General features: G+C 46.6%; 13 protein-coding genes. 1 reads left to right on the top strand and 12 read right to left on the bottom strand.

The features are described from left to right. Positions 1–82 precede the first annotated feature (82 nt). A complete protein-coding gene (locus EOO49_RS17850) occupies positions 83–856 on the top strand; it encodes an SGNH/GDSL hydrolase family protein (RefSeq protein WP_290848197.1) in 774 nt (257 codons plus the stop codon). Positions 857–1,106: 250 nt separating this feature from the next. On the opposite strand, the gene EOO49_RS17845 is transcribed toward EOO49_RS17850, so the two are convergent. From EOO49_RS17845 to EOO49_RS17790, 12 genes are all read right to left on the bottom strand, one after another. Beyond that, positions 1,107–2,108: a hypothetical protein gene (locus tag EOO49_RS17845; protein WP_290848196.1), complete on the bottom strand. Its 1,002-nt coding sequence runs from the start codon at positions 2,106–2,108 to the stop codon at positions 1,107–1,109. Beyond that, positions 2,086–3,705 carry an NAD(P)/FAD-dependent oxidoreductase gene (locus EOO49_RS17840; RefSeq protein ID WP_290848233.1) on the bottom strand — a complete coding sequence of 540 codons (1,620 nt, stop codon included), beginning with the start codon at positions 3,703–3,705 and terminating at the stop codon, positions 2,086–2,088. Before EOO49_RS17840 ends, EOO49_RS17845 begins: the two co-directional genes overlap by 23 nt. Next, positions 3,683–5,200: a polyamine aminopropyltransferase gene (locus EOO49_RS17835; RefSeq protein ID WP_290848195.1), complete on the bottom strand. Its 1,518-nt coding sequence runs from the start codon at positions 5,198–5,200 to the stop codon at positions 3,683–3,685. Before EOO49_RS17835 ends, EOO49_RS17840 begins: the two co-directional genes overlap by 23 nt. Beyond that, positions 5,193–5,408, bottom strand: a complete 216-nt coding sequence (locus tag EOO49_RS17830; protein ID WP_290848194.1) for a DUF350 domain-containing protein — start codon at positions 5,406–5,408, stop codon at positions 5,193–5,195. Before EOO49_RS17830 ends, EOO49_RS17835 begins: the two co-directional genes overlap by 8 nt. 2 nt (positions 5,409–5,410) lie before the next feature. Beyond that, entirely contained in the window at positions 5,411–5,590 is a 180-nt protein-coding gene (locus EOO49_RS17825) for a hypothetical protein (RefSeq protein WP_290848193.1), read from the bottom strand. Then, positions 5,583–6,803, bottom strand: coding sequence for a DUF4178 domain-containing protein (locus tag EOO49_RS17820; protein WP_290848192.1), 1,221 nt, complete (start codon positions 6,801–6,803; stop codon positions 5,583–5,585). The genes EOO49_RS17825 and EOO49_RS17820 overlap by 8 nt, the downstream gene beginning before the upstream one ends. 1 nt (position 6,804) lies before the next feature. Next, a complete protein-coding gene (locus tag EOO49_RS17815) occupies positions 6,805–7,167 on the bottom strand; it encodes an S-adenosylmethionine decarboxylase family protein (protein ID WP_290848191.1) in 363 nt (120 codons plus the stop codon). Between the two features lie 95 nt (positions 7,168–7,262). Beyond that, positions 7,263–7,592, bottom strand: a complete 330-nt coding sequence (locus EOO49_RS17810; protein ID WP_290848190.1) for a 2Fe-2S iron-sulfur cluster-binding protein — start codon at positions 7,590–7,592, stop codon at positions 7,263–7,265. Between the two features lie 549 nt (positions 7,593–8,141). Next, entirely contained in the window at positions 8,142–9,194 is a 1,053-nt protein-coding gene (locus tag EOO49_RS17805; RefSeq protein WP_290848189.1) for an NAD(P)/FAD-dependent oxidoreductase, read from the bottom strand. Between the two features lie 597 nt (positions 9,195–9,791). After that, positions 9,792–10,031: a NifU family protein gene (locus tag EOO49_RS17800; protein ID WP_290848188.1), complete on the bottom strand. Its 240-nt coding sequence runs from the start codon at positions 10,029–10,031 to the stop codon at positions 9,792–9,794. A gap of 81 nt (positions 10,032–10,112) precedes the next feature. Further along, positions 10,113–11,252 (bottom strand): Mrp/NBP35 family ATP-binding protein, encoded by a 1,140-nt coding sequence (locus EOO49_RS17795; RefSeq protein ID WP_290848186.1) that lies wholly within the window; start codon positions 11,250–11,252, stop codon positions 10,113–10,115. A gap of 330 nt (positions 11,253–11,582) precedes the next feature. Continuing rightward, positions 11,583–11,763, bottom strand: a 181-nt coding sequence (locus tag EOO49_RS17790; protein ID WP_290848185.1) for a hypothetical protein, incomplete at its 5' end; no start/stop codon positions are given.

The following is an 11,763-nucleotide window of genomic DNA, read 5'->3' as shown; positions in this document are numbered from 1 at the left end:
GCATTTTGGAAAAGGCGGGCATTTGTTCCGTCTTTTTCTTTTTCGGACAATCCGGATTGGACTTAACTTCGTACATTTCAATATGAAACGATTGCTTTTTCCCTACCTGGTTTTGTGTGTGACGTTCTTTTCCTGCGGATCGGACGATGGAAATGTCGTGTCCCAGAATCCGACGAACCCAAACCCGACGAATCCCACGAATCCAACCGACACTATTCCGACGAACCCAAATCCCACAAATCCGTCCACAACGTTGAAATACCTGGCTTTGGGCGACAGCTATACGATTGGGCAAAACGTGTGCGAAACGTGCAGATTTCCCGCGCAACTCAAGACTGCGCTCGAAAATGCGATGCCGTCGACCGCGATAAATTTGTCGGTAATCGCCACGACAGGCTGGACGACGACGAATCTGATTTCGAACATCCAAACCCAAAATCCGGCCAACGATCAGGATTTGGTTACGCTTCTCATCGGCGTCAACAACCAATACCAACACAAACCGTTTTCGCTTTACGAACAAGAATTTCCGCAATTGGTTGCGACCGCGATCGCTTTGGCAAAAGGCGATAAGGATAACGTGATCGTCGTTTCGATTCCTGATTATGCCTTTACGCCTTTCGGTCAAGGTTATTCCAATCCGAGTCAAATCACGACAGAAATTGCCCAGTATAATACGTTCGCCCAAAATTATTGTCAGACACAAGGAATCGTATTCGTGAACATAACCGATATTACCCAAAATGGACTGCAAAATCCGTCGTTGGTCGCTTCGGACGGGCTTCATCCCTCGGCTTCGGCTTACTCGCAATTCGTCCAACGATTGCTTCCGAAGGCACTTTCGACGCTTCCGTAATCGATTTCACCGCGGTTCGCCTCAACATTTTTCGCGTTTACCTCAATTGTATAAATCGTACAATTTTTGTTCGTACGTTGCGGTTATATAATCAGTCCGACAGTTGAAAACATTCAGCCAACGGTCACAAAACCAAGCCATTTACCCGATTTCATAAAGTTATTTGTTGTTGTTGTTTTTATTGAATTTCGGAGCGATCACTTAAAATCGAACCGAAAGTAAAAAGCGGGATGTGAGGAATCCCGCTTTTTTATTTTTTGGACTTCCAGATGAATCCGTCGAGTAGATAATGCGTGAATTGCGGAACCGTGAGCAAAGGCACGAGTAGGATTTGCCAGTCGGAAGTATTGATTCCAGACGAGAAATGGTCGTTCCACACAAAAATCTCCCAAAAGTATTCCTCGAAAAACGCAATCCCGACCAAAATTCCGACGTAGATCGAAATTCCTTTGAGCATTTGAAGCCAATTGCTCGCGGTTCTGGATTTTTCGGTTCCAAAGAAAACCAGCGCCATATAAGGAATGCCGTGAGAAACGACATTGAGCAGCGTAAAAACCAGATCGTTGTTGAACCAGACGATACCCAAAAACCATGAAAGCGCCGTCCCGACGATTATCGCATTCTTCGGAACGTTGAACCATCGGAATTTTATCCAGACATAAATCGTGCGAACGACATAAATCGCCATTACAACAACATACAAAATGAACAGGATTTTCACGGCTTCTGCACTTTCTACCTGAAAAAATTCGTCTGGCACGAACCAGTTGAAATTGCGATTCGGAGATAAAAACCAGTATAGCATCGGGAAACCGGTCGCGGCGTAGATCACGAGATTGTCGAACCACTTCACGCGCAACGGAAAGGTCTCGTTTCTCGAGTAAAGCCGCATGAAACCGTATTGCTGCCGGATGAAATGGAAAACGGCGATGTAGGCCAAAACGCTCCAGAACACCGTGCTTCCGAACGAGAACAAGAGCAATCCGATCGCGAAACACAAAATCGGCAAAATGACCAAAAGCATTCTTCTTTGAGAGAATTCCGATTTGACAAAATATGTTTTGAACAAAGTCGCGTAAACGTGGGCGACGTCGACGAAAACGATCAAAAACAGCCAAGTGTAGAACGAATGTGAATCCTCGATTTTGGCGAGCCAACTCTGGAAAACAATCGCGATCGCGGCCACGAAAAATGCGGGCGACAAGATAAAAATACCGTCGGTTGCGGGTTTATGAATCCAGGGTTGTCTCATGCAAAAGTTCGTTCACGGCTTTGATGCCTTGGTGAAAAGCTTCCTCGAAAACCGAAATTCCCGAGAGATCGGAATGCGCAAAATAGATTTTCGAGTCTATATTCTTAGCCGATTCACGCCTCGCCTTTCCCCAAATGAATCCGGGTCTCGGGCTGATCATTCCGTGGCCGAGACGGTGAATGTGGATCGATTCGGTAATTTCTTCAATGTCCGGATGCGCTGTTTTGAGATCGTCGAACACGACTTTTTCCCAATATTCAGATGATTTCGAATAAAGTTCGCGCCTCGATTTTTTGGTGTCCGACGAAGGAAAACTGCGATAATACGTAATCACTTTTTTCTGTTGCAGTTGCCCGATCGATTGGTGTTGGTCGTAAATGTAGCCCAAACCTTGACTCGCCTGGATCACATTGTCCCAACTCAATGGAAAACTGCCGTTGTCGCCCAAATCTGACAACGTCAAAGTCGCCAAAAGCCAAGGTGCATAAGTGAATTCGGACGCGAGATCTTTGCGATTCGGAAGCAAGTATTTGTTGACGAATTGAGGTGCACAAACCACGATTTTGTCGGCAATGATTTCTACTGATTTTTTGTTGGACGCGTCGTAAGCGAGCACTTTCACCTTTGCATCAGAAGCTGAAATCCCATACGCCAAATGGTTTTTCAAGGTCTTGTCTTCGGAGTATTTTTTGAGGTGAGACGCGAGTCTGGCGTTGCCTTCGGGCCAAGTAAAAACGCCGTCGGTTTTTTGCTTGGTGGCATCGAATTTTCTAGAGGCGAAATAATGGATTCCGGCCCAAGCTGAAACTGCTTCAATACCGAATCCGAAGTCGTCCCGACAGCAATAATCGACGTAAACCGCGAGCATTTCAGACGAAAATTCGTTTTGGGAAAGCCAGTCCTTCATCGAAATCTTGTCGAAATCACGCGCTTTCTCATCGGACGAAGACCAATCGACAGGCAAGTCGAACCAATATTTTCCGTCCTGGCCTTTTTGGCTTCGGAAGTTTTGCATCTGACCCAAAAACCGTTCGAATTCCGATTCATCGTTTGCCGACATTTGCTTCGGAATCAAACCGTCTTGCCACGCATTTCGGTAGAACAGACGCTCATCCGGATCAAACGAAAGTTGGGTTTCGTCGAAAATCGGATAAATCCCGTCGTAACCCGTGATGATTTTGGCTTCTTCCAAAAACGCCAGCAATTCCTTGTCGTGAAAGTTCGGAAGCGGCAAATAGTGCGCGCCAAGCGGATATTTCGAGAATTTGTTTTCGCCAGATGATGAATTTCCACCTATATGACTTTCCATTTCCAAAACCAAAAAATCTGCAATTCCTTTTTTGGAAAATTGGCGCGCAGCAGACAATCCGGAAATGCCACCGCCGATTATCAAATACGGTATGTCAATGGTCTCGGACGGTTTCGGAAAATCTTTCGCCCAAAGTTTATGACCCAAAACGTGATTCGTTCCCGTGAGTTTTATCAGGATTTTGGCCGCGGTTTTCTGGCACGCCTTGAGCATCGGCGCAAGCAGTAGAATCGCGCCGACACCTTTCAGGAAATTGCGCCTGCCGCTAGAGTTTTCCCCATTCCTCATCAAAATAGCGCACTAAAATTTGGTTGTCGAGCCGATTGATTTCGACGTCGTTGCGGATCATGTCTTTGGAAAAAGTGTGGAGTTTCCCAAAATCGTACTCGTAAAATCGGAGTCCATCCACTTTTCGCTTGACCGATGAAAAATTCGCCATCGGATTCTTGGAAACGATCGTGTAACCCCATTCGCCAAACGACGGAACGTACACGTGATATGCGTCGGTTTTCGGAAAAATCTGAGCCGTGGTTTTGTTGATGCACCAAAATGATTTGGGCGCGAAGTAAGGCGAAGTCGTCTGGATTACGGCGATCGCGTCGTTGGTCATGATCCGCGAAAGCGTCCTGTAGAAATTCACCGAATACAATTTCCCCAAACTGTAATTCGAAGGATCGGGAAAATCGACGATCACGGCATCGAATTTTTGGCTGCAATTTCTCGCCCAAACGTAGGCATCGGCATTGATGACCTTGACTTTTGGCTGCGTGAGCGAATTTTGGTTGAGTTTCGTCAACACGATATTTTCCTGAAAAAGTTTGGTCATTCCTTCATCAAGATCGACCAAAGTGATGTGTTCGACGTCTTTGTATTTGAGGATTTCTCGCACGGCCAATCCGTCGCCTCCGCCTAAAACCAGTATGTTTTTGATGGATTTGGATGCGGCCATCGTCGGATGCACCAACGCTTCGTGATAGCGATATTCGTCGGCCGAACTGAATTGCAGGTTGTTGTTGAGATAAAGCCGATAATCGTTCTTGTTGTGCGTCATCACGATGCGCTGATACGGCGTTGTGTGCGTGTAGATGATGTTTTCGCCGTAGAGTTTGCCTTCTGAATACGAAAGCAATTTTTCTGAAAAAATAAAAACGACGACCAAAAGCAAAAACGTAAAAATCGATTTGAACTGCAGCATTTTCGCGCGTTTCAGATGACTTTTGAGCGCAAAACAAAGCACGATCGCGATCGAGACATTAATCATTCCGAAGAAAAGTGACGTTCGCATAACGCCCAGATTCGGGATCAGGACGAGCGGAAACAAAACCGAAGCCAGCAAAGCTCCGATGTAATCGAAAGTGAACACGTTCGAAACCAATTCGCTGAATTCGACGCGGTCTTTTAGAATGTTCATCAACAGCGGAATTTCGAGCCCGACCAAACATCCGGTAACGAAAACCAGAAAATAGAGCACGAATTCAAAATAGTCGACCGATTCGAACAGCATGAAAAGCACGACCGAACTCAGTCCGCCAACCAAACCGACGAGAATCTCGATTTCGACGAAAGTGTCGATCAGGTTCTTTTTGATGAACTTCGAAAAGTACGATCCGATTCCCATCGAAAAAAGGTAAACTCCGATGATGAACGAGAATTGGCGCACCGAATCGCCCAAAAGGTAACTCGCGAGCGTTCCGGCTACGAGCTCGTACACCAAACCGCAAGTGGCGATGGTGAAAACGGCAAGCAGCAACAGCAATTCGAACCTCGGCAGGCGTTTACCCATGAATCGCGGCGCTGATTATCAGGGAAAGTCCGATGATGAACGCGGCAAAAACGATAGCGACGGCCGTGTTGTTCTCGCTCGAAATCTTTTTCCAGGTGTTTTCGGGCGTCAATTTCTCGATGATGATGTAGCCGACGAGCAAGATCGCGATACCCAAAAGCGAGTAAAGTACCGAGTTGACGATGGGTTGCATGTGGATGTATTCCATAGTTATTTGTGATAAAATCGGTTAACGCCCGCACGCGTTGTGGTAGAGCTGTATTTTTCGGTTTTTTCGCAATCGCAGATTCGGTTTCCGGCGACTGTCGAATACACGTAATAGACGAAAAAGCAAGAAGCCACGCCCAGCACGATATAGTTTTTCCGGATAAAATCTGACACTTTATTCATAATCAGAATAGTCGCTTTCCGACCAGCGTTTTTTCTCGAATTGATAGCGGATAAAGTAAATGACAGCGACAAAAATCGCCATGAACAAAGCCGTGAACCAAACGTTTCGCAACGAAGGTTGGTTCCAGACGACGTTCACGCCCATACTTCCGGCAGGCTGCGCGCTTACTTCTTTCATGGGCGAAAGCACCAAATGGTATTTTCCGGCTCCGACGCCACAAATGTTGAAGTCTTCAGACTGCGCGCCCTCGCTCCAACTTTCGCCGTCGGTGTAACCGTGATAATATTCGACATCTTTGCTCGCTTCGATTTCGTCGTTGGATTTTTCGTCGACCAAAACCACACTCAGGTTTGCCCAAGAATTGTCGACCGGAGCCGAAATCGCGATCGACAAAGGCGCTGATCCGCCGACCAATTCGAAACTTGGGCTCGTGAATTGTTTTCCGTCGAAATCAGAAAACGGCAATTCGGTAGCCAAAATGCTTTGCTCCGATTGGTTTCTGTAAATGAAAATGTGAAGAATTCCCGTTAGAATAGCTGTGGCGCAAAGTGTAAGGATCAGGTTTTTCAAGTCGACCGGAAACGGTTGGATCATCCCGACTCCTGATTTTACGGGCATGTCGAAGTTTGGGAATGCTTTTTTTATCTGGCGTCTCGAAACGTGCTCGCCTTTGTAATAGCGGTTTTCGTTGTTACTGCGTTCGATCGAGATCGTGTATGGAGGCGCGATGTATTCCATCATCTTGACTTCAGCCGTTGGAAGTTCCTCGTCGAAAAATCCGCTGGCATCGACGATTCGCGCTTTGGGTTTCTCGTAGATTTTGTACTCGATTTCTTCGTGTGTGATGTGATGGCGGCCATCGAATGGGAATTTGGCCTCGATTTCCTGTAGCAATATAAAATGTCCTTCTGATTGCGAAAGGTAGAAAAAACTGCCTTTGGCGTCGACGAGCGTATATTCTTCCCAGTAAAATTGTCCGTAAACCTGCTTTGTGACCGAGCCAGTGACTGTCAACTCTTGTCCTTTGAGAAAACCTTTTAATCCGATGTCCAGTCTCGTGTGGACAGTCGTTTTTTCGAATTGTTTGCCCAATCGGAAACCTTCTTCGCTCCAGAAATAACTTTTCCGGCAATTCGGACACACGAATTGTTTGGCCGTAATAGGCGCATTTACTGTCGTCACCGCGCTACATTCTACGCATTTGAAGTCCATATCAGCGCCAGATTTCGTTTTCGTTTACGACTTGAGCCGAAAAATATCCGACGTAAGCGCTAGCCACTTCCCTAACCTTTTGCGAATTGTCCTGCAGATAATTGCACAGATAAACATCCAAAGTAAGTTGGGAAAATTCAGGCCAAGTGTGGATGCAGATGTGCGATTCTTTCAAACAGACGGCCATCGTAAAGCTTCCGTTGTCGAAAACGTGAGACGAAACGCCCACTTCCTCGAGTTCGAACTGTCGCAAAACCGATCGCGTAAAGTCGAGAAACGCATCGGCCGAAACCAATTTATCGTTTTCTTGAACGCTCAGCGTCAGCAGTTTGTGCAAGCCCGCAGAATAGGAATGCGCCGTCATTTTCTATGGTGTAAGGTTTTGTAATAATACGAAAGTTGCGGAAATATCCGACAGTAAAATGGTCGCGGAAAACCCTTTAGCTCAAAAAATCGGAGTTACGATTCGGGCGCGAGTTCAATCGCCAAACCTTCGATTTCCGGCGTGATCGCTATTTGACACCCCAAACGGGAATTGGCTTTTACATTAAACGCTTCCGATAGCATCGCATCTTCATCGTCTGAGATTTCGGGCAATTCGACATCGTTCAATACGTAACATTGGCAAGACGCGCACATCGCCATTCCGCCGCAAATCCCGATTGTTCCTTCGGGAGCGAGTTCGTAGGCGCGCACGAGTTCCATGACGTTCATGTTCATGTCTGTGGGCGCGTCGACTTCGTGGGAAATGCCTTCGCGGTCAATGATTGTGATTTTGATGTCTGACATGGCGCAAAATTTGGCGCGAAGGTACGGCATAAACACAAAACGCCAAAAAGTTAGGCTTTGCGGTTTTGGGTCAATATTTCGGATTTCTGTTTCTCCGAGACTTGAACGAAATTCGGCTACCTAGGTTTAACATTTTTTACAGATTTTCTGTAATCGAGTCGTCGCGAAATTTTGTAGGGATAAACACTTTCCCCTTCCCTGAAGGTAAGATCGATTCCCGAAATACGTTGGTTACAGAAAATCTGTAGTTTTTGTTAAATGTGATCGTATCGACAAACGTGAGCCACACTTAGGTTTAACATTTTTTACAGATTTTCTGTAATCAAGTGTTCGCGAAATTTCGTAGGGATAAACACTTTCCCCTTCCCTGAAGGTAAGATCGCGATTCCTGAAATACATTGGTTACAGAAAATCTGTAGTTTTTGTTAAATGTTGCCGACGCGGAATCGAATAACCGGTCTTGATTCGCGCCACTTACAAACAAGCTCGCCAAGGCAAGCCGTGAATTTCGAAAACAAAGTAAACCGATGCGGAAATAACCACTTTTCCTTAGTCAATTGCTTTAACCACAGCTTTCTCCGCCTCTTTGCGCGTTCCATCGAAACCGTCAACGCCAGAAACCGTCGTGTATTTCAGCACATATTTTTTGCCCGGATTCATGCGTTGGTAAACCGATTGGCACATCAAAGTCGCCTCGTGGTAACCGCACAGAATGAGTTTCAATTTTCCAGGATAGGTGTTCACGTCGCCAATGGCGTAAATGCCGGGAATATTCGTTTGGTAGTCAAGCGCATTGTTGACCTTGATCGCGTTTTTCTCGATTTCCAAACCCCAATTTGCGATTGGGCCGAGTTTTGGCGTGAGTCCGAAAAGCGGGATGAAATGGTCGGCGGGAATGTTTCGGTGTGCGCCGTTTTCCTCGATGTCGATCGATTCTAGTTTTTCCGAACCTTGTAATCCGATGACTTCTGCCGGCGTGATCAGCTTGATTTTGCCTTGGTGTTTGAGTTCCTGTACTTTCTCGACAGAATCGAGTGCGCCACGGAATTCGTTTCTTCTGTGGATCAAAGTCACTTCGGATGCAACATTCGACAGGAAAATACTCCAATCTAAAGCCGAATCGCCTCCGCCGGCAATCACGACTTTCTTGCCGCGATATTTCTCCGGATCTTTCACGAAATATTCAACGCCTTTGTCCTCGTAGAATTCCACGTCCTCGATTTGCGGTTTTCTTGGCTCGAAACTTCCGAGTCCGCCGGCGATCGCGATCGAGTTTGCGTGAACTTGCGTGCCTTTGTCTGTGGTAACAATGAACGTTCCGTCTTCTTGGTGCTCGATCGTTTCGGCTCTTTCTCCCAATGTGAATCCGGGTTCGAACTGCTTGATCTGTTCCATTTGGTTCTTGATCAGGTCGCCCGCCAAAACCTCCGGAAAGCCCGGAATGTCGAAGATTGGTTTTTTCGGATAGAGTTCACTCAATTGCCCACCGATTTGCGGAAGCGCGTCAATAATATGGCATTTGAGTTTGAGAAGGCCGGCTTCGAAGACGGCAAAGAGTCCGGTTGGTCCGGCTCCAATTATGAGGATGTCGGTTTTGATCATATTGGGTACTGAAGCTTCTTCGTTCGTTGTTCGTTGTTCGTTGTTCGTTATTCGTTATTCGTTGTTCGTTGTTCGTTGTTCGTTATTCGTTGTTCGTTATTCGTTATTCGTTATTCGTTATTCGTTATTCGTTATTCGAAATTACTGTGATGCTAAACTTTGCGCGGACTTCATCCGATTTTTTTTTGCCTCGAATGCACGGATTTACACGGATTCCACGGATCTTTCCTTCGCTTCCCTCTGGTTTCGGATGCCACGGATTTGACGCTTCGCATCTTTATTTTTAAGATTTCCGGTCTTCGGCAATTGGCCACGAATTCACGAATCTGGGCGATCCTTATCGCTTTGGACTTCTCCATTCTGGCTCAAATGTTGAACGAAGACCAACGAATGACGAATGTTGAAGTTAAGAGATTGCGTGAGGGATAGCAGCGGCATCCTTTTGCCTTTCGGGATTTGTTTCGACCGAAAAGTTGCTGGCAAAAGATATAGCGGATAGCCCGACGGCGGCTTCCAAAAAAATCTGTCATGAAACCGACCTGCCACTGCAACTGCATTTTGCAACTGCGAAGCACGCCGCCGGCACGCCCAAAAAAATCAGGCTACGTTTGTGACCGTCTCAATTTGGGGCGCGTATTTCTTGATCGTGGTTTCGACTCCGGCTTTCAGCGTCATTTGGTTTACGCTGCAATTCGTGCACGCACCTTGCAGGCGAACCGTGACGTGCTTGTCGTTTTCTATCGATACGAGCGAAATGTCGCCTCCGTCGCTGTGCAGGAACGGGCGAATTTCTTCGAGCGCTTTCTCTACGGTTTGCGTTAGTTCTGTTGTGTTCATTTTTTATTTCAAGATTTAACGACTGAAAAATCGAAATTGACCGCGATCAACCCCAGCTCTCAACCATCTAATTTTTTGATCTTATTTCTTTTTTACCGCCGAACATCCGGCCATTGTCGTGATTTTCACTGCTTCGGTCGGTGGCAAATTGTCGTTTCGATTGACGGTTTCCTGCACGACATTTCTCGTGATTTCCTCGAAAATCGCTTCGATTGGCGACGCGGTTTGCATCGCCGCCGGACGTCCGAAATCTCCGGCTTCGCGGATCGATTGCACAAGCGGCACTTCGCCAAGGAAAGGCACGCCCAAATCCTGGGCAAGGTTTTGCGCGCCTTGTTGTCCGAAGATGTAATATTTGTTGTTCGGCAATTCGGCTGGCGTGAAATAGGCCATGTTCTCGATGATTCCCAAAACCGGAACGTTTATCGCGTCAGAAAGGAACATCGAAACGCCTTTCTTCGCATCGGCCAAAGCTACAGCTTGTGGCGTACTTACTACGACCGCGCCCGTAATTGGCAAAGATTGCATGATCGACAAATGGATGTCGCCCGTTCCCGGTGGCAAGTCGAGCAATAGGAAATCGAGTTCGCCCCAATGTGCATCGAAAATCATTTGGTTCAATGCTTTTGCAGCCATCGGCCCGCGCCAGATCACGGCTTGTGACGGTGCGGTAAAAAATCCTATCGAAAGAATCTTGATGCCGTAGCTTTCGATTGGTTTCATTTTGGATTTTCCGTCTATTACTTCGGAGATCGGTTTTTCCATTTCTACGTCGAACATGATCGGCATCGACGGCCCGTAAATATCGGCATCGAGAATTCCTACCTTGAAACCCATTTGCGACAAAGTCACCGCAAGGTTCGCCGTTACCGTAGATTTTCCTACGCCGCCTTTTCCGGACGCAACCGCGATGATGTTCGAGATTCCCGGAATGTCTTTTCCTTTGATCTGGTTTTCATTATTCTTTTCCGGCACTTCAACCTTCGAGTTCACTTTGACCGAAGTCACCGATGGGAAATTTTCCTGTACGATTTTCTTGATGTCTTCCTCGGCCCGCTTGCGGATGTGCATTGCAGGCGTTGCCAAGACCAAATCTACGACGACCTCATCGCCGAATGTGAGCACGTTTTTTACGGCTCCGCTCTCTACCATATTCTGGCCTTCGCCGGCAATCGTAATGGTTTCGAGAACGTTGAGTATTTCTTTTCTGTCGAGTTTCATAATAATTGGAGCAGCCTTGTTTAGACTGATTTCAGATTGCAAAGATAATCGGGAATTGACAATTGGCAATGGTTTTTTGTTGATTAGAGTGCTCGGATTGGGGTAAAAATTAGTTAATTCTTAAAGTTTGGTTTTGGTTTTGGTTTTTGGAGCTTTTTCCGGCTAACTGGCATTAGCTTTCTTAAAAAAACCTGTTTTTCTAGAGGTTGCAACGAGCTTCCTTCGGTCGCTGTCGCAACCTAAGAAAAAGGCGGTTTTTTCTGCGAAAGGCTAGTTGCCGTTATCCGGGCTATTTTTCTTTTAGCCGCGAAATCTTTTTCCTTTATTACTTTATGTGTTTACCGAAATAGTCTCACTCGCGGAGCGTAAATAAAAAAGCTGCGCTTTTTTTGGTGTTTGCGGCAGCTTCGCTGCCGGATGTTGTAGTTCGTCGCCTTCCGCGGGACTACTTTTGCCTGGCCGCAAAAGTAGCAAAAAGGCCTTGCGGCTGAACCAAAAACGCGACCTGACA

The sequence above is a fragment of the Flavobacterium sp. genome (assembly GCF_004295795.1).
Lineage (GTDB): Bacteria > Bacteroidota > Bacteroidia > Flavobacteriales > Flavobacteriaceae > Flavobacterium.
The sequence above is the reverse complement of the archived record's forward strand: the minus strand, read 5'-3'. Positions and strand labels throughout refer to the sequence as shown.

Bases quoted from the DNA above. Each gene is read 5' to 3' on its own strand.
- EOO49_RS17850 (WP_290848197.1), top strand. From the start codon at position 83: ATGAAACGATTGCTTTTTCCCTACCTGGTTTTGTGTGTGACGTTCTTT.
- EOO49_RS17845 (WP_290848196.1), bottom strand. From the start codon at position 2,108: ATGAGACAACCCTGGATTCATAAACCCGCAACCGACGGTATTTTTATC.
- EOO49_RS17840 (WP_290848233.1), bottom strand. From the start codon at position 3,705: ATGAGGAATGGGGAAAACTCTAGCGGCAGGCGCAATTTCCTGAAAGGT.
- EOO49_RS17835 (WP_290848195.1), bottom strand. From the start codon at position 5,200: ATGGGTAAACGCCTGCCGAGGTTCGAATTGCTGTTGCTGCTTGCCGTT.
- EOO49_RS17830 (WP_290848194.1), bottom strand. From the start codon at position 5,408: ATGGAATACATCCACATGCAACCCATCGTCAACTCGGTACTTTACTCG.
- EOO49_RS17825 (WP_290848193.1), bottom strand. From the start codon at position 5,590: ATGAATAAAGTGTCAGATTTTATCCGGAAAAACTATATCGTGCTGGGC.
- EOO49_RS17820 (WP_290848192.1), bottom strand. From the start codon at position 6,803: ATGGACTTCAAATGCGTAGAATGTAGCGCGGTGACGACAGTAAATGCG.
- EOO49_RS17815 (WP_290848191.1), bottom strand. From the start codon at position 7,167: ATGACGGCGCATTCCTATTCTGCGGGCTTGCACAAACTGCTGACGCTG.
- EOO49_RS17810 (WP_290848190.1), bottom strand. From the start codon at position 7,592: ATGTCAGACATCAAAATCACAATCATTGACCGCGAAGGCATTTCCCAC.
- EOO49_RS17805 (WP_290848189.1), bottom strand. From the start codon at position 9,194: ATGATCAAAACCGACATCCTCATAATTGGAGCCGGACCAACCGGACTC.
- EOO49_RS17800 (WP_290848188.1), bottom strand. From the start codon at position 10,031: ATGAACACAACAGAACTAACGCAAACCGTAGAGAAAGCGCTCGAAGAA.
- EOO49_RS17795 (WP_290848186.1), bottom strand. From the start codon at position 11,252: ATGAAACTCGACAGAAAAGAAATACTCAACGTTCTCGAAACCATTACG.